Here is a 16,685-nt window from a genome sequence, read left to right as displayed (position 1 = left end):
TGCCGAAACGAAAAAAAGGCGCAGAAACTGCGCCTGGGAGGGATCGACGGCGATGGCCGGAGTTAGAGCTTCGGCCCTGCGCTGATCAGCGCTTCGCCCGCAGGTGTATCGGTGTACTTATCAAAGTTGTTGATGAAGCGTTGCGCCAGGTCTTTGGCCTTTTCTTCCCATTGCGCGGCGCTGGCGTAAGTGGCGCGCGGATCCAGAATCTCCGTGTTAACGCCCGGTAGCGCGGTCGGGATGGTCAGGTTGAAGATCGGCAGCGTTTGGGTGCTGGCCTCATCGATTTCGCCGCTAAGAATGGCATCAATAATGGCGCGGGTATTTTTGATGGAGATCCGTTTGCCGGTTCCGTTCCAGCCGGTATTCACCAGGTAAGCCTGGGCGCCGGCGGCCTGCATGCGCTTCACCAGCACTTCGGCATAGCGTGTGGGGTGCAACGACAGGAAGGCGGCGCCAAAACAGGCGGAGAAGGTTGGCGTGGGCTCGGTAACGCCTTGTTCCGTGCCGGCCAGCTTGGCGGTAAACCCAGAGAGAAAGTGGTACTGGGTCTGATCCGGCGTCAGGCGCGAAACCGGCGGCAGCACGCCGAAGGCATCGGCGGTCAGGAAAATCACTTTGGTAGCATGGCCCGCCTTGGATACCGGCTTGACGATGTTGTGGATATGGTAAATCGGGTAGGAAACTCGGGTGTTTTCGGTTTTTGAACCGTCGTTGAAATCGACGGAGCCATCGGCCAGCACGGTGACGTTTTCCAGCAGCGCATCGCGTTTGATGGCATGGAAGATATCCGGCTCGGCTTCTTCCGACAGGTTGATGGTCTTCGCGTAGCAGCCGCCTTCAAAGTTGAATACGCCGTCGTCGTCCCAGCCGTGTTCATCATCGCCAATCAGCTTGCGCTTGGGATCGGTCGACAGTGTGGTTTTGCCGGTGCCGGACAGGCCGAAGAATACCGCCACATCGCCCTTTTCGCCAACGTTGGCCGAGCAGTGCATAGAAGCAATGCCTTTCAGCGGCAGCAGGTAGTTCATGATCGAGAACATACCTTTTTTCATTTCGCCGCCGTACCAGGTGCCGCCGATCAGCTGCATGCGCTCGGTCAGGTTGAAGGCGATAAAGTTCTCGGAGTTCAGCCCCTGCTGCTGCCAGTTCGGGTTGGTGCATTTGGCGCCGTTCATCACCACGAAATCCGGCTCAAAGCCCTGCAGCTCTTCTTCGGTGGGGCGGATAAACATGTTTTTCACGAAGTGCGCCTGCCAGGCCACTTCGGTAATGAAACGCACTTTAAGGCGCGAATCAGGGTTGGCGCCACAGAATGCATCAACCACGAACAGGCGTTTACCGGAGAGCTGTTCGGCCACCAGCTGTTTCAGGTCCGTCCAGGTTTCCTGGCTAAGCGGTTTATTGTCGTTTTTACCTTTGCCCTGATCGGCCCACCAGACGGTATCGCGGGTGGTATCGTCACGCACGATGTATTTATCTTTCGGTGTTCGGCCGGTGAAACGCCCGGTATCAACGGCGACTGCGCCCAGCTTGGTTTCTATGCCACGCTCCAGCCCTTCCAGCGACGGATCGGTTTCTTCCGTAAACAGCAATTCATAACCCGGGTTGTAGATAATCTCGCCGGCGTTATGGATCCCGTAAACAGCAAGATCCTGGTGGGTTATACCTTTAGCACGCATATTACTACTCCTTGGTTACATAATTTCTGCCAGCAATTGTAGGGATTCGGCGACATATAGCCGCGATAGGTATCAAACAATTAACGTTAGATACCATTTTTAATTACGTTATGAGAAGTAGTACACGGAAAAAAGTAAACATGTAAATCAGATCACTCTGCAGATCGCCTGGTTTTGGCAAAGTTAACCTGCCGAGCGGCGTTGCGTGCGAACGGCGCCTATCAAGTATAGACACAAGGAACGGCTATATCGTGTTGTTTTATCTGGGGGGGGGGGGAGCTGGCGGGCGAGGCGCCCGCCGGTGAAGGGCGTTGATCAGTGCAAATGGCTATCAGCGCTGCTGCCGTTGTTATGCAGCGCAGCGACGTCAACGGCATCGAACACATAGTGGTTGCCGCAGTAATCGCAATGCATATCAATATTGCCGTCCTGTTCGAGCATCGTGGCCACCTCTTCAGGCGGCAACGTCAGCAGCGCATCTGCGCAGCGCTGGCGCGAGCAGGTACAGTGGAAGGTGACTGCCTGCGGTTCATACAGGGTAACCTCTTCCTGATGGTACAGGCGATACAGCACTTCGTTGGCAGGCAGGCCGAACAGCTCTTCGTTCTTGATCGTGGTGGTCAACTGCGCCAGATGATCGAAATCATCGGCGTTGTTGCCATCCTGTGCCGGCAGCACCTGCAACAGCATGCCCGCCGCCGCTGGGGTGCCGGCCGCTTCGCCGGTGCGGATAAACAAGCGGGTCGGCAGCTGTTCCGACTGGCGGAAATAGCTTTCCAGGCATTCTGCCAGAGTTTCGCCTTCCAGGCCGACGATGCCCTGATAGCGCTCGCCTTCGGAGGGGGTAATGGTAATCACCATCACACCGTTGCCAACCATTTGGTGCAGCGTGCTGTCCGGCGCGATCTCTGCCTGCATGCGTGCTACGCCACGCATCTGCTGCTGGTTGTTGCCGTTGATCACCGCCAGCTTCAGCGGGCCGTCGCCCTGCAACTGTACGGTAATGTCACCGTCGAACTTCAGGGTGGCGGTCAGCAGGCTGGTGGCGACCAGCATCTCACCCAGCAGCTTTTGCACCGGCGCCGGGTAGTCATGGCCGGCCAGAATATGTTGATAGGTTTCGCTGATAGTCACCAGCTCGCCACGCACCGCATAGTTTTCAAACAGGTAGCGGTGCAATTGGTCATGGTTAGACATAGTTTTCTCTCAGTAGAGCGAGCCGTTAATCCGACTCGCCGAATTTAAACTTAATCAGATCGCGGCGCTCTTTTTTATCCGGTCGCCGGTCAGGGTGCGGCATGGTCAGCGCGTTCATTTTGCGCGCCAGCGCCATTTTTTCACGGTTGGCGATGCTGGCTGCCGTTTCCTGGTACATCTGCTGCGCTTCGCTGGCGCCGCGCCGCTGGCCGCTAACGGCCAGCACGATCACCGTGCGTTCTTCATTGCCCTGCCGCAATTTGATCTCGGCATTGATCTCAACGGCTTTGCTCGGCTTGCCGCGCTGCCCGTTGTAATGCACTTTGCCGCCGTCGATCATGTCGCGCGCCAGTGCGCGGGTTTTATAAAAACGGGCTGCCCACAGCCATTTGTCCAACCGGACTGCGTCATCCGCGGTGGTTTTTGCTTTCATCGGCCCTCCGTTTCCAGCGCTGGTATCAGTGTGCGGTAATCACGCATTGCCGGGTAGCGCTGAAAGGTTTTCTCCCCCGTACTGGAGTCTGGGTTCTGCACGCCCAGGCAGTAGCGGATGCCAAAAGCCCGCGCGGCGTCGAGAATAGGCTCCCCATCATCAACAAACAGCGTGCGCTGAGGGTCAAAACCGGTGTGTTGCTGCACCGCCTGCCACAGACGTTGATCTTCCTTCGGATAACCAAATGTGTGGGTGGAAAGCAATAAATCAAGGTGCTGATCCAACCCGGTGTGCGTAATTTTCACCTGCAGGCTGTGCGGATGGGCATTAGTCAGCAGGATGGTGCGCCGGCCGCTACGGCGCAGCGCCTGCAGGAACGGGCGGGTGTCTTCGCGCAGCCGCGCTCGGCTGCCGGCTTCGCTGGTCATGCGGTAGATATCCAGCCCCAGCCGCTCGCTCCAGTAATCGAAACAGTACCAGTTCATGGTGTGCTGCACCGCTAGGTACTCGTCATGGATGATTTTGCAAGCCTTCTCGAGCGGGATCGCCCGTTGTTGGCTCAGCGCCTGCGGTACCTGCTGCAGCCAGAAGTGGCTGTCGAAAGCCAGATCGATCAGGGTGCCGTCCATATCCAGCAGGACTGTGTCAATGTTACTCCAGTCAAATTCAGGGGGCATGGCAACTCCGCAGGGCCAATCGGCGAGGTGGATTCTTAGGGATGAGATATAGCCTAGCATAAGCGCCCGCGGCAGGGGAGGCGGGTGGCGTTTACCGCGCTGGCGGCGTGGGCATGAGCGGCTGATTGAAGCAGTTATCGTAATAACGCTGGATATCGGCGATGCGGTGGCGGTTCATACGCCGACGTTGCAGCAAGCGCCAGGCGTTGTAACCGGCGATCACCGCCACCGACAGCAGCAGCAGGCTGGTGCCGAGATAGCGCCACAGGGTAATCATATCGGGCTCGCTGTGCAGTGCGATATGGCGCGTGCCATTGGCATCGACGCTGATATTGGTAATCACCCCCTGTGCCTGGAAGGGGGTATGCAGCAGCATGCTCGCCAAGCGTTGCAGTTCGTTCCACTGGTCGAGCGCGTTATATTCGTTCAACGGCACCGGCGGCGTGGGGTGGTTCACCAACTGCTTGCCTTCGTCGCTGGTGATCAGGAAGCCGCCCGGCGGCGGGCTATTGAGCGCAGAGGCGGCTTGGCGGGTTTCATGGTAAATAAACGAGGCTGCGGCCGCCTTGGCCAGGCTTTCCAGCGATTCCGCGCTGACCGGGCGCAGCAGCACGTTAACCCCTTGCAGGTTGCCGGCGTTGGCGCGTTTTACCAGGCTGTCCCAGTTTTTGGCGTTGCCTAAATTGATCAGCGCGTTTTTAAGCCGGATGCAGTCGTTTTCGCCGCTGCACAGATCCTGCGTTTTCAGCACGATATCGGAGAAATCATCCAGCAGGAACATGCCGGATTTTTCAATAGCGCTGGCCAACTGCGGATTGAGCTTCTGTTCTGCCCCTGAGGGGTGCAATTGGGTATTGACCGTCGCCAGCAGCGCGGTGGCTTTGTCGATCACCTCTGATTCCGGCTGCGGCAGCGGTTCGGCGTTATTCCAGTAAATGCCCGAACAGTCGAAGGGCATAAAGTTGGCGTTGCCTTCTCTGCCTGCCTGCGGCGGCACATAACACATGCCGCTGCCCTGAATCTTCAGCGTATCGCCGATGTGCAGCGGTGTGGCTTCCAGCATCTGGACGGTGGCAGCCTCCACCTTTTGCGCGCCCTGTAGCCAGGCCATGCTGAGCTTCAGCGGCAGGCTGAGCGGGATATAAGTCAACAGCAGCAGCAGGATCAGTGCCGAGCTGGCCGTCAGCACCGCGTTGCGCCCCCATTGTTGCAGGGGGAAGTTTTTCACCTCGTCGTGCAGGGAAAGATAGCGCCCCTGGCGCACAACCTGGCGGTTAAGGTAAATATCCACGTCGGTGGTATGGCCGAGATCGCGGTTCACATACTGTTGCCAGTGCGGCGGGTAGATCAGATCGATAATGCCGAGCGAAATGTTGCTGAGCTGCCCCTGGTTCGGTTCACCAAACAACCCCCAGCGTTTTGGCATACCGCGCAGGCAGTGGATCTCTTTCAGCTCATTTTCCGTTGGCCGCCGGAACAGGTTCCAGCCTCCCCAGATGATCATCAACACCGCGACGAAAATCATCCACGGGATCACCAACACTGGGCTTATCAGGCTGAAAAACAGCAGCAGCAAAGCGGCGGAGATAATACCCGCTTCCTTGATGCCGTTCGGGCGGTTGAGCTGGTGCTCTTCCGGTGTTTCCTTGCGGATATTCACCAGCTCGACGTGTTCGCTTTCTTCTTTACGGATCGACGCGTTACGGGCGGGCTTGGCGGCCAACACCGGCGCTGGCGGCCGATCGTGAATATGGTCAAGCAGCGAGTGACCGTTGAGCGAGATCACCAGCGGCAGCGTCTGGGTTTTGATCACTTCGACATGGTTGTCTGCGCTGATATAGGGCTCCCAGAACGGCGGCAGGTGCACCTCTTCTGTATCAAGGTAATAACGCCATTTATTGGGTTCGTCGCTGGCCAGCCCATAGCGGGTGATGGCATGCGTCACGGGATAGACGTTTTCACTCTGTGGCGTTAACGCCAGCTTGGCAGCGGGCAGCCCAAGGGCGCCGGGCAACAGGTTATTGCCGCCCAAGCGGTTCTGCAGATTAAGGTAATGCTCAACGGCGGCCCGTTCGTCGGCGGTCATCTTGCGGTGAGTGGGTTTGATAAACGGCAAGGCGTGCGCAAGAAGTGGCTGGTTGCGGGCCTTGTACCAATAGTACAGCCCGGCGGCAATTAGGCAGACAAGCACTACGGCCAATATCAACACTATTGTGCTCATGCTATCCCCATCTCGCGCCGTGAACCCCACTAACCTTTATATGAAAGGTCACATATTATACGGACTAAACTGCCTGCAGGCATCCAGAAGAATAACAGAAGGAGGAAAACATTAACTGAGTCTCAGTTTTAGTCGGAAACATCCTCTGTTCTTAGGCACCGTACCCCGTGATGATAATAATCGGCCATCTTGGCCGATATCGGTATAATCCTATTCTCACCGATGATATTTGCTGATTGTGGCCGGAAAAGCCGCAGGCACTGGCTCTGCCTGTTAAAAAAAAGTAAATTACTGACTGTGCTCGTTGCAGTTAAGGTTCTCATTAACGCACAATGTGATCAAGATCGAATTTGGCTGGCGTTTTAGTATGTTGGCAACCCTGCATTGCGCCAATCATAACTCTGGTTATCCATGTTATCGCGGCGGTTTGTGCCGTAGACGGTGGGTGATCTCTTTGAGGCAATCATGGACAAACACCTGCAAAAACCCAAAATCCTAAAGGTAGAAACGGTTGCGCGTTCGCGTTTATTCAACGTTGAGTCGGTCGATCTGGAGTTCAGCAATGGTGTTCGCCGGGTGTATGAGCGCATGCGGCCTTCAGAACGCGAGGCCGTGATGATTGTGCCAGTTATCGGCGACGATCTGCTGCTGATCTGGGAATACGCGGTCGGCACCGAATCTTATGAGCTGGGGTTCCCCAAGGGGTTGATCGATCCCGGTGAAGGGGTGCTGGAAGCCGCCAACCGTGAGCTGATGGAAGAGGTGGGCTTTGGCGCCCGGCGCTTTGACTTCCTGAGTAAACTGACCATGGCGCCGTCGTATTTCTCGAGCAAGATGAATATCGTGCTGGCGCACGATCTCTATCCGCAAAGCCTAGAAGGCGATGAGCCGGAACCGTTGCCGCAGGTGCGCTGGCCAATCGCCAACATGATGGCGCTGCTGGCTGAGCCGGATTTCCGCGAGGCGCGTAACGTTAGCGCGCTGTTCCTGACGGAAGCCTTCCTGCGCGGCGCGCGCTGATCGTCCGCGTGGTGTACCGCCAATAAAAAAGGGCCAGCTTGCTGGCCCTTTTGTACATTTATCGCCGGTTAGAACAGCTCATGGCTTTCGCCGCCCGGATCGGTCAGCGTGGTGCCGGCATCGTGCGTCGGGTACTCCGTTGGCTGGGTGCCTTCGATAAAGTACTCGGAACGGCTGCCGCCGCCGCCGTTAGAGAGCTTGCCGCTGCTCTTGTCGATAGTGACGCTGATAATGCCAGGCGGCGGCGTGACTTTCTGCTCCGGAATGCCTTCCAGCGCGACTTTCATAAAGTCATCCCATGCCGGCTGGGCGCTTTTCGCCCCGCCTTCACCGCCGGCGATCTGATCTTCAATCGCACCGGAGGATGACGAACGGCCTAGGTTACGCCGGTGATCGTCAAAACCAATCCACACCGAAGTGGCCGTTTCGGGGCCATAGCCAGAGAACCAGGCGTCTTTGGAGCTGTTGGTAGTGCCGGTCTTGCCGCCGATATCATGGCGCTTCAGATCGCGCCCGGCGCGCCAGCCCGTACCCATCCAACCCGGCTCGCCGAAGATATTGCTGTTCAGCGCATCGTGCATCAGGAACGCCAGTGGGGTGCTGATCACGTGCGGCGCGTACTGCTGATCGCCATCCTGCTGCAGCTGCGCCGGGGTAACCTGCTCCAGCTGCGGCATAGGCACGCTGTTGTTGCTCTCCTGTGAGACCGCCACGTTTTCCACGTTGTCATCAGACAGCACCGCCGAGCGGTGGGTATCGCCATAAATCACCGGCAGGTTGCAACTGTCGCAGACAATTTTGGGCTTGGCTTCAAATACCGCATTGCCGCTTTCGTCTTCAATCCGGGTGATAAAGTAAGGATCAACCAGATAGCCGCCGTTGGCGAACACGGCATAACCGCGTACCACTTGCAGCGGGGTGAAGGAGGCCGAGCCCAACGCCAGCGATTCGGAGTGCACGATATTCTGCGCCGGGAAACCGAAGCGTTGCAGGTATTCCGCCGCATAATCGATGCCCATGGCACGCATGGCGCGCACCATCATCACGTTTTTGGATTGCCCCAGGCCCTGGCGCAGGCGCAGAGGGCCGTCGTAGGTCGGCGGCGAGTTTTTCGGCCGCCAGTCGGTGCCGGCGCCGGCGTCCCAACGGGTGATTGGCAGATCGTTCAGGATAGAGGCCAGGGTCAGGCCTTTGTCCATTGCCGCGGTGTACAGGAACGGCTTGATATTGGAGCCCACCTGGCGCAGCGCCTGGGTCACGCGGTTGAACTTGCTCTGGTTGAAATCAAAACCGCCTACCAGCGCTTTAATGGCGCCGTCGTGCGGGTTGATCGACACCAGTGCGGAGTTGACGTCCGGCACCTGTGCCAGCCACCAGTCTTCGTTCACCTTGCGCACCCACACCTGCTGGCCGGCCTGCACCACGTCGGTTACCCGTTTTGGCGTTGGCCCTTGCAGATTGTCGGATTTGTACGGCCGTGCCCAGCGCATACCGGCCATCGGCAGAGCGATGTTGCTGCCGTCGGCCAGCATGGCGGTGGCCTGTTCGGCATTGGCATCGGTGATCACCGCGGGCGCCAGTGGGCCATAGTTAGGCAGATTCTTTAATGAATCAATAATCTGCTTCTGGTTCCAGGCCGCTTCACCCACTTTCCACAGCACGTTGGATGGGCCGCGATAGCCGTGGCGCATATCGTAGTTCAATACGTTATTGCGCACCGCTTCTTGCGCCGCCAACTGCAGCTTTTTGGTGATGGTGGTGTAGACCTTATAGCCATCGGTATAGGCGTTTTCACCATAGCGCTTGATCATTTCCTGGCGCACCATTTCGGCAAGATACGGCGCGGAGAAGCTGATTTCCGGGGCGTGGTAGTTGGCGACCAGCGGTTCGTTGCGCGCCTGGTCGAACTGCGCCTGAGTGATGTAGTGCTCGTCCAACATGCGTGAGAGCACCACATTACGCCGGGCCACGGCGCGATCGTGGGAGTAGAGCGGGTTATACAGCGATGGGGCTTTTGGCAGGCCGGCAATGGTCGCCATTTCGCTCAGCGTTAACTGGCTGACGTCTTTGCCGAAGTAGACCTGCGCCGCAGCGCCCACGCCGTAAGCGCGGTAACCGAGATAGATCTTGTTGAGATACAGCTCCAGAATTTCATCTTTGGACAGCATCTGTTCGATGCGTACAGCCAGGAAAGCTTCCTTGATTTTACGCATCAGCGTGCGTTCCGGGCTGAGGAAGAAGTTTCTCGCCAACTGTTGGGTTATGGTGCTTGCCCCTTGCGATGCGTGGCCAGAGACCAGCGCAATCGAAGCCGCACGGAAAATACCCACCGGATCGACACCATGGTGCTCATAGAAACGGCTGTCTTCGGTGGCGATGAATGCATGCACCATCACCGGAGGAATTTGCGCTAACTGTAGAGGAATACGGCGTTTTTCACCATATTGGGCGATCAGTTCGCCATCGGCGCTGTAAACCTGCATCGGGATTTGCAGCCGCACATCTTTCAGCGTTGCGACGTCGGGCAGCTGTGGCTCGACATATTTGTACAAGCCAAAAATCGAGGCTGCTCCCAGCACGATGCAACACACTGCAAGGATTAAAAAATACTTTACGAACTTCACCTTAAATTTCCCATTTCATGTCATTTGGGCAGTTTATAAACAACCGCGCAGTAGTATAAAGGCAAGCCTGCGACATGGATATGTTCTTTTATCATCTTGGCTACATGGAGGGTGGCGAAATGCGGTTGTCTCAAGTATGGCAGGTGGGGTTGGATATACAGCAAAACAGCGTGTGCGCCCTGGCGGCTTTACGGCGGCGCGGCGGTTGGCAACTGCGCCACTGGTGGCAGCAACCGTTAACACAGCCGGTGTTGCGCGATGGTTATCTTGACCATCCGCAGGTGCTGATCGCGGCGCTTCGGCAATGGCGGGTGCGGTTGCCAAAACATATTTCGTTACGCATTGCCTTGCCTGCCCAGCGCATTTTGCAGCAAGCCATGCCGGCGCCGGATGCGCGTCTGCGTGAGCCGGTGCGCCATGACTATATTACCGCGCAGGGGAGCAAGCGCTTTCCGCTCGATCGCGAAATGCTCGCCCTGGATTATCGCCCGGCGGCGGCCGAAGCAACGTCGCTCCTGCTGACGGCGGCACGCCAGCAGGAGTTGCAGCAGTGGTTGCATTGCCTGAAGGCGGCGGGGCTGTATCCCGATGTGGTGGATATTACGCCCTGTGCGCTCGCCAGCGCGGCGGCCGCCTGCGGGCTGGCGCCGGAGGCGGGTCTGCTGCATCACCTGGAACAGGAGTGGTTATGGGTGGGGCCGCGCAGCGTGCCTTTTACCTACGGCATGCTGCGGGCCAGCGAGTGCCATAACGCGGGGCAGGCGTTGGCGATGATGCGTCAGCACTGCCCCGCGCTTGGGGAAAAAGAGGTGTATTACAGCAGCATATTGGCGGAAGGTTTGCCCGAAGGGGCGCTGTCCTGGTCGCCTTTTACCGCCTTTGCGCAGCTGTCGCCGCCGCTGCCGGCCTTGGCCGGGGCATTTGTGTTGGCCGCCGGGCTGGCGTTGCGCGAGGCGGATAGCTGATGTTTCGGGTGAACTTCCTGCCGTGGCGTGCGCGGGTGCAGTGGCGGCGTTATCGTTTCTGGCGCGCGGTTTTCGCCGGCCAGGGGGTTTTGGCGCTGGTGGCAGGCATCGCCTTATTTGCTTTTTTGCACCAGCAACAGGTGCGGCAGGGTAAGGCGCTGGCACAGTTGGCGCAGCATAAAAGTGAACTGGCGCAGCGCTATCAACAGGTTCAACTGGCTATGTCGCGCTTAGCGCAGCAGGCTGCCCGCGCGGCGCAGCTAGCGCGCAATGGCGAGCAAAACCGGCGCTATCTGCAATTGCTGCGGCATTGTTCCTCGTTGGCGCCCGCGCCGTTATGGCTGGTGGCGCTGGAGGGGAACCCCCAGGGGCTGGTGTTGCGTGGCATGAGCCACCGCTATTTGCCCATTGCACGGTTTGGCCACGAATTAGCCGCTTTATCCTCGCTGCAGCAGCAACGGCTGGAAGAGGTGGTGCAAGGTGAAGATGGGTCGCTGTCATTTACGCTGAAGGCGCAATGGAGGGGGAATGGATAAGCCTTTACCGCTTTGGCTGCAGGCTTGGTTGGTGCGCCCTGGGTGGCAGTGGCTGATTGGGCAATGGGGGCTGCTTGGTCTGTGCCTGTTGCCGGGCGCACTGATGCTGCGTAATGAATGGCTGGCGTGCCGCGAACAGCAGGCGCAACAACGGCAACTGGCTACGCAACTTACTGAATTGCGACAGCAATTAGCGCAGTTGCCTGCGCTGGCCGAGATGGAAGCCCGTTTGCAATCATCGGCGGAACCGGGCGCTCCCGCCGATGTGGGCGAGTTGTTGCAAGACGCTGGCGGTTCTCTGCAACGCTGGCAGCGGGGGGAGCCGGGCCGGCAACGTCTGCATCTGTTGATTGATTATTCCGGCTTGTTGCAACTGCTGGAAAACATCCCGGTGCAGTGGGGGATTGGCCAATTAACCATTCAGGCGCATGGTGATGAACTGGCGGTACAGATGCTGCTGCAGGATAACCTCGGGGAGCCGCATGATTAATCGCCTTGGGTTAGGGTTGCTGATGGCGCTCTGGGCATTGCCTGCCGTTGCCGAACATATGCGCAACCCGTTCCAGCCGCCGCCGGTGGCGGTGTGTGAGCAACCCGGCAGCATCCTGCAGGGTTGGCAATTAAAAGGGATTATCGGCAATGATGCTGCACGCCATGCCTGGCTGGTGGCGCCCGATATGGGGTGGCTTCGTCTGGTGCCGGCGCAAATGCTGTTAGCCGGGCGTTGGCAGGTGCAGGCGATCGAACGGCGCCAAATTGCGCTGGGCCTTGCTACGGCAGAGGCGGCCTGCGCACCCGCAGGCGTGGTTTTGGCGCTCGGTAAATAATAAGGAAAGGAATATTGATGAAAGGATTCGCTTGGGCAGCCATGCTGCTATGGAGCCTGTATGCGCCGGTCATGGCGGCGGTGCAGGAGAATATGCCCATCTCCATGGAGTTCCAGGATGCTCCGGTTAGTGTGGTGCTGCAGGCATTGGCCGATTTTCAGCAGTTGAATCTGGTGACGGCGCAGGGCGTGGCCGGCAATTTGACGCTGCGGCTGGACGAGGTGCCCTGGCAGCAGGCGCTGGCCGTCATTTTACGAATGGCTAAGTTGAGCATGACGATGGATGGCAATGTAATGATGGTGCTTCCCGAGCCTGATGAGCAGGAAAAACTGCGCCTGGCACAGGCCGCGGCGCAGCAGCAACCGTTGCAAAGCGTGGCGTTGGCGCTGAACCATGCCGACGCGGAGCAAACTGCCCAAAGCCTTAATGCCCAGCGTGGCACATTGCTGAGTGAGCGTGGCAGCGTGCTGGTGGATAAACGGACCAATACCCTGATGATCCGCGATACGCCGCCAAGGCTGGCGGTATTAAAACATTGGGTTGTTGCGATGGACGCGCCGCTTGAACAGGTTCAACTGGCCGCACATATTGTGACCATCAGCAGTGATAGCCTGCGGGCGTTGGGCGTGCGCTGGGGGCTGGCGGCCGATGAGCGCCCAGCGAAAACGCTGCGTATCGACGGCTTCAACGTTGGGCTGCCGTTGGATTACAGCGCTGCCAACGTGGGGTTTCACCTGGCCCGGATCAGCGGGCGTTTGCTGGATCTGGAGCTCACCGCGCTTGAGCAGGAAAATGAGGTGGAGATCATCGCCAGCCCCCGGCTGTTGACGGCCAACCAACAAACGGCGAGCATCAAGCAGGGCACCGAGATCCCCTATGCGGTGTCCAGCGGCGCCAGTGGCGCAACGTCGATCGAGTTTAGGGAAGCGGTGTTGGGGATGGAGGTCACGCCCAAGATCTTGCCGAACGGCCGTATCACCCTCACGCTGCAAATCAGCCAAAACATGCCCGGCCGTTCTATCACGCAGGCCGAGGGTGAGATATTGGCGATCGATAAACAGGAGATTAAAACCCAGGTCACGGTGAAAAATGGTGAAACCATCGTGCTGGGGGGAATATTCCAGCGGGAGAACGCTAAAACCGCCGAAAAGGTGCCGCTTCTTGGAGATGTGCCCGTATTGGGCGGTTTGTTCAGGCAGAGCACTCGGCAGCATAAAAAGCGTGAACTGGTGATCTTCATTACGCCGACGCTGATCAAGACATGAAGCGCGAAAAGTTGATACAGAGATACATTTTTTTCTCGCCAGAGGGGCATCTGCGTTTGACGCTGCGGCCGAATTAGCTTACAAGGGTTACCGAATTAGGCTCCGGGGTTTTTTTATTAATGCCAAGACGCCGTTAAAAACATATGGTTTCCCTCCCGGCGGCGTGGGCAGCAATTTATTCGGTTGCCAAACTACCAAGAGTGTTGAGATAATTTTCCGTCTGATCTCGCACTATCGCTCATGAGGTTTCAGTTTAGGTCCCGCCGCTAATTTGATTGGCGGGGCGGGTTATCATTAACGAATTGTCTTAGTAATACCGAAAAACATGGCAGAGAAACGCAATATCTTTCTGGTTGGGCCTATGGGTGCTGGCAAAAGCACTATTGGCCGTCAGTTAGCTCAGCAACTCAATATGGAGTTCTTCGACTCCGATCAAGAAATTGAGCGACGTACCGGAGCTGACGTGGGCTGGGTATTCGACGTAGAAGGCGAAGATGGCTTCCGCGATCGTGAAGAAAAAGTCATTAATGAACTGACGGAAAAGCAAGGGATTGTGTTGGCGACCGGCGGCGGCTCGGTAAAGTCGCGTGAAACGCGTAACCGCCTGTCAGCTCGGGGTGTCGTGGTCTATTTAGAAACCACCATAGAGAAGCAGTTGGCGCGCACCCAGCGCGATAAAAAACGCCCGCTGTTGCAGGTGGATGCCCCTCCGCGTGAAGTACTGGAAGCGTTGGCGAAAGAGCGTAATCCGTTGTACGAAGAAATTGCGGATGTGACTATTCGCACCGACGATCAAAGCGCTAAAGTAGTTGCCAACCAGATCATTAATCTGCTGGAAAGTAACTGATTGCGGTTTCCGCATTAGCACCTGGCTAATGCGGTAAGACTGATTGTATTCCTTGTCAGAGCAGGGAAAAAAGAGGGCACTGGGCGGGCATGGAGAGAATTACCGTAACGCTTGGGGAGCGCAGCTACCCGATTACTATTGATGCCGGGTTGTTTAACGATCCGGCTTCTTTTATGCCGCTAAAGGCAGGTGAACAAGCAATGCTGGTCACCAACGAAACCTTGGCGCCGCTGTATCTGGCGCGCGTTCGGCGCGTGCTGGAGCAAGCCGGGGTGAGAGTGGATCAGGTGATTTTACCTGATGGCGAGCAATACAAATCTCTTGCGGTGCTCGAACAGGTGTTCTCGGCGTTGCTGGAAAAACCCCACGGTCGCGATACCACGCTGGTTGCCCTCGGCGGCGGCGTGATTGGCGATCTGGCGGGGTTTGCCGCGGCGTGCTACCAGCGCGGCGTGCGTTTTATTCAGGTACCCACCTCACTGCTCGCGCAGGTTGATTCCTCCGTTGGCGGCAAAACGGCCGTCAATCACCCCTTGGGTAAAAACATGATTGGCGCGTTCTATCAGCCAGCCTCAGTGGTGGTGGATCTGGACTGCCTGCAAACCCTGCCCGCGCGCGAATTATCCTCTGGCTTGGCTGAAGTGATCAAATACGGGATTATTCTTGATGCGGATTTCTTCGTCTGGCTGGAAAATAACATTGATGCGCTAAGGGCGCTGGATATGGGTGCCCTAGGGTACTGTATCCGCCGCTGCTGCGAGCTGAAAGCCGAAGTGGTGGCCGCTGATGAACGCGAAAGCGGGCAGCGTGCGTTGCTGAACCTGGGCCATACCTACGGCCATGCTATCGAAGCGGAAATGGGCTATGGTGTATGGTTGCACGGCGAAGGCGTGGCGGCCGGCATGGTGATGGCTGCGCAAGCCGCCCGGCGCCTTGGCCAATTTTCCGCTCAGAATGTGGAACGCATTAAGGCATTGTTGGTGCGTGCCGGGTTGCCAGTTACCGGGCCGCGGGAAATGGCGCCGCAAGCCTATTTGCCGCATATGATGCGTGATAAGAAAGTGCTGGCGGGCGAGCTGCGTCTGGTGTTGCCGAAAGCCATTGGTGAAGCGGAAGTCCGCGGCGGTGTGGTGCATGACCTTGTGCTGGCTTCGATCGCCGATTGCCTGCCGCAGTAGAGTAAATGAAAAATTTAGCTAATTAACAGTGGCTTAGAACTAATTTGCATCTATATTAGTTAAGGTGCGGATGGGTTCGGCCCATTGTTACTATTTCAGGTTAATGAGCTCTTGGCGCATTATATCGGCGTGGTGGGCTTTTACCTCTAGTTGGAGGGTTTCAGATGGATGAATTTAAACCGGAAGACGATTTAAGACCAGACAGCAGCGATCGCCCCACGCGCTCGCGCAAGCCGGCGCCATCAGGGCCGCGTTTCGCTGTTTCACGCCAGCATCTGATGATCGGCATTGGCATTCTGGTGCTGCTGTTGATTGTGATTGGTATCGGCGCCGCGCTGAAGGCCCCTACCAAGCATGAGGCGAATCAGGCGCAGCCTGGCGCATCCCGCGACATTAACCTGGCGGGATCGTCTTCGCTGACCACCGCGAATGAAGGGGTTCCCGGCGGTACAACGGATACCCATGACGCGAATGGCGTCAGTACTTCCTCTCAGCCGCAGACTATCAGCGTGCCGCCGATCGCCAGCACCCCGACGGAAGCACAGCCTCTTCCTCCACAGGGCGGTGCGCAACAGCGCGTAGAACTGCCGGGCAATATGACTGATGCTTTGTCCCAGCAGCAGGGGGCGGTTGATAGCGCGGCGCAAGGCGCTGTTTCCACGCTGCCGACCGCGCCGGCGACGGTGATGAGCGGTGCCGCCGCGCGTGAAGCCACGCGTCCTGTTCACGGCAATGTGCCGCCGCAACCCCACAAGGCGCCGGCGAAGCCTGCCAGCAAGCCTGCGCAGGCCGCAGCGCCGCATAGAGCACCGGCCACGCATGCTCCAGCGGCTGCCCGTAAGCCGGCGCCTACGGTTGCCAGCACTGGCGGTAACGGTACTATCCAATCCGCTCCAGGTAGCCACTTTACCCTGCAGCTGAGCAGTGCATCACGCTCTGATACGCTGAACGCTTTTGCCCGCCAGCAGAAGTTGAAAAACTATCTGGTGTATGAAACCCAGCGTAATGGTAAACCGTGGTATGTGTTGGTGAGTGGTGTCTATGCTTCTCCTGCGGATGCGAAGCGCGCTGTTGCGGCGTTGCCGGCGGATGTTCAGGCCAAAAACCCCTGGGCGCGGCCAATACGTCAGGTTCAGCAAGACATTAAAAAATAAATCATTTAACTTTGTGCGCTGATGTGCTGTCTGAAACAGAGTACAATCCGCCGCTCTGA

At 57.6% G+C, this 16,685-nt stretch carries 15 protein-coding genes; 9 read left to right on the top strand and 6 right to left on the bottom strand.

Annotated elements, in window-relative coordinates:
• Positions 1 to 62: 62 nt before the first annotated feature.
• From pckA to AC559G_RS00350, 5 genes are all read right to left on the bottom strand, one after another.
• Positions 63 to 1,682 (bottom strand): phosphoenolpyruvate carboxykinase (ATP), encoded by a 1,620-nt coding sequence (gene pckA, locus AC559G_RS00370; RefSeq protein WP_498910418.1) that lies wholly within the window; start codon positions 1,680 to 1,682, stop codon positions 63 to 65.
• Between the two features lie 315 nt (positions 1,683 to 1,997).
• Complete coding sequence (gene hslO, locus AC559G_RS00365) at positions 1,998 to 2,879, bottom strand: Hsp33 family molecular chaperone HslO (RefSeq protein ID WP_498910416.1); 882 nt, start codon at positions 2,877 to 2,879, stop codon at positions 1,998 to 2,000.
• 25 nt (positions 2,880 to 2,904) lie between these two features.
• Entirely contained in the window at positions 2,905 to 3,312 is a 408-nt protein-coding gene (gene hslR, locus AC559G_RS00360; protein ID WP_438597883.1) for a ribosome-associated heat shock protein Hsp15, read from the bottom strand.
• Positions 3,309 to 3,989, bottom strand: a complete 681-nt coding sequence (yrfG, locus tag AC559G_RS00355; protein WP_498910413.1) for a GMP/IMP nucleotidase — start codon at positions 3,987 to 3,989, stop codon at positions 3,309 to 3,311. Before yrfG ends, hslR begins: the two co-directional genes overlap by 4 nt.
• Positions 3,990 to 4,080: 91 nt before the next feature.
• On the bottom strand, positions 4,081 to 6,210 hold the full coding sequence (locus tag AC559G_RS00350; protein ID WP_498910411.1) for an intracellular growth attenuator family protein: 2,130 nt from the start codon (positions 6,208 to 6,210) through the stop codon (positions 4,081 to 4,083).
• Positions 6,211 to 6,675: 465 nt separating this feature from the next.
• Between AC559G_RS00350 and nudE the strand changes: the two genes are divergently transcribed.
• Positions 6,676 to 7,230: an ADP compounds hydrolase NudE gene (nudE, locus tag AC559G_RS00345; RefSeq protein ID WP_438597886.1), complete on the top strand. Its 555-nt coding sequence runs from the start codon at positions 6,676 to 6,678 to the stop codon at positions 7,228 to 7,230.
• Between the two features lie 68 nt (positions 7,231 to 7,298).
• Here the strand turns inward: nudE and mrcA are convergent, their stop codons facing one another.
• Positions 7,299 to 9,854 (bottom strand): peptidoglycan glycosyltransferase/peptidoglycan DD-transpeptidase MrcA, encoded by a 2,556-nt coding sequence (gene mrcA / locus AC559G_RS00340; protein WP_498910409.1) that lies wholly within the window; start codon positions 9,852 to 9,854, stop codon positions 7,299 to 7,301.
• Between the two features lie 119 nt (positions 9,855 to 9,973).
• On the opposite strand from mrcA, the gene pilM reads away from it, so the two are divergent.
• From pilM to AC559G_RS00300, 8 genes are all read left to right on the top strand, one after another.
• The gene (pilM, locus tag AC559G_RS00335) at positions 9,974 to 10,819 is read left to right on the top strand and encodes a pilus assembly protein PilM (RefSeq protein WP_498910407.1); all 846 of its coding nucleotides are present in this window, start codon (positions 9,974 to 9,976) and stop codon (positions 10,817 to 10,819) included.
• Positions 10,819 to 11,355, top strand: a complete 537-nt coding sequence (locus AC559G_RS00330; RefSeq protein WP_498910405.1) for a PilN domain-containing protein — start codon at positions 10,819 to 10,821, stop codon at positions 11,353 to 11,355. The genes pilM and AC559G_RS00330 overlap by 1 nt, the downstream gene beginning before the upstream one ends.
• Positions 11,348 to 11,845, top strand: coding sequence for a hypothetical protein (locus tag AC559G_RS00325; protein ID WP_498910403.1), 498 nt, complete (start codon positions 11,348 to 11,350; stop codon positions 11,843 to 11,845). Before AC559G_RS00330 ends, AC559G_RS00325 begins: the two co-directional genes overlap by 8 nt.
• Positions 11,838 to 12,182, top strand: a complete 345-nt coding sequence (locus tag AC559G_RS00320; protein WP_498910401.1) for a hypothetical protein — start codon at positions 11,838 to 11,840, stop codon at positions 12,180 to 12,182. The genes AC559G_RS00325 and AC559G_RS00320 overlap by 8 nt, the downstream gene beginning before the upstream one ends.
• A 17-nt stretch (positions 12,183 to 12,199) precedes the next feature.
• Complete coding sequence (gene hofQ / locus AC559G_RS00315; RefSeq protein WP_498910399.1) at positions 12,200 to 13,447, top strand: DNA uptake porin HofQ; 1,248 nt, start codon at positions 12,200 to 12,202, stop codon at positions 13,445 to 13,447.
• A 325-nt stretch (positions 13,448 to 13,772) separates the two neighbouring features.
• The gene (aroK, locus tag AC559G_RS00310) at positions 13,773 to 14,294 is read left to right on the top strand and encodes a shikimate kinase AroK (RefSeq protein ID WP_095846749.1); all 522 of its coding nucleotides are present in this window, start codon (positions 13,773 to 13,775) and stop codon (positions 14,292 to 14,294) included.
• 89 nt (positions 14,295 to 14,383) lie between these two features.
• Positions 14,384 to 15,472, top strand: coding sequence for a 3-dehydroquinate synthase family protein (gene aroB / locus AC559G_RS00305; RefSeq protein WP_498910397.1), 1,089 nt, complete (start codon positions 14,384 to 14,386; stop codon positions 15,470 to 15,472).
• A 164-nt stretch (positions 15,473 to 15,636) separates the two neighbouring features.
• Positions 15,637 to 16,626 carry an SPOR domain-containing protein gene (locus tag AC559G_RS00300; protein ID WP_498910395.1) on the top strand — a complete coding sequence of 330 codons (990 nt, stop codon included), beginning with the start codon at positions 15,637 to 15,639 and terminating at the stop codon, positions 16,624 to 16,626.
• Positions 16,627 to 16,685: the final 59 nt, after the last annotated feature.

The organism is Gibbsiella greigii, from assembly GCF_039540155.1.
Classification (GTDB): domain Bacteria; phylum Pseudomonadota; class Gammaproteobacteria; order Enterobacterales; family Enterobacteriaceae; genus Gibbsiella; species Gibbsiella quercinecans.
This window is presented reverse-complemented; position numbering and strand designations above follow the sequence as displayed.

Bases quoted from the DNA above. Each gene is read 5' to 3' on its own strand.
- pckA (WP_498910418.1), bottom strand. From the start codon at position 1,682: ATGCGTGCTAAAGGTATAACCCACCAGGATCTTGCTGTTTACGGGATC.
- hslO (WP_498910416.1), bottom strand. From the start codon at position 2,879: ATGTCTAACCATGACCAATTGCACCGCTACCTGTTTGAAAACTATGCG.
- hslR (WP_438597883.1), bottom strand. From the start codon at position 3,312: ATGAAAGCAAAAACCACCGCGGATGACGCAGTCCGGTTGGACAAATGG.
- yrfG (WP_498910413.1), bottom strand. From the start codon at position 3,989: ATGCCCCCTGAATTTGACTGGAGTAACATTGACACAGTCCTGCTGGAT.
- AC559G_RS00350 (WP_498910411.1), bottom strand. From the start codon at position 6,210: ATGAGCACAATAGTGTTGATATTGGCCGTAGTGCTTGTCTGCCTAATT.
- nudE (WP_438597886.1), top strand. From the start codon at position 6,676: ATGGACAAACACCTGCAAAAACCCAAAATCCTAAAGGTAGAAACGGTT.
- pilM (WP_498910407.1), top strand. From the start codon at position 9,974: ATGCGGTTGTCTCAAGTATGGCAGGTGGGGTTGGATATACAGCAAAAC.
- AC559G_RS00330 (WP_498910405.1), top strand. From the start codon at position 10,819: ATGTTTCGGGTGAACTTCCTGCCGTGGCGTGCGCGGGTGCAGTGGCGG.
- AC559G_RS00325 (WP_498910403.1), top strand. From the start codon at position 11,348: ATGGATAAGCCTTTACCGCTTTGGCTGCAGGCTTGGTTGGTGCGCCCT.
- AC559G_RS00320 (WP_498910401.1), top strand. From the start codon at position 11,838: ATGATTAATCGCCTTGGGTTAGGGTTGCTGATGGCGCTCTGGGCATTG.
- hofQ (WP_498910399.1), top strand. From the start codon at position 12,200: ATGAAAGGATTCGCTTGGGCAGCCATGCTGCTATGGAGCCTGTATGCG.
- aroK (WP_095846749.1), top strand. From the start codon at position 13,773: ATGGCAGAGAAACGCAATATCTTTCTGGTTGGGCCTATGGGTGCTGGC.
- aroB (WP_498910397.1), top strand. From the start codon at position 14,384: ATGGAGAGAATTACCGTAACGCTTGGGGAGCGCAGCTACCCGATTACT.
- AC559G_RS00300 (WP_498910395.1), top strand. From the start codon at position 15,637: ATGGATGAATTTAAACCGGAAGACGATTTAAGACCAGACAGCAGCGAT.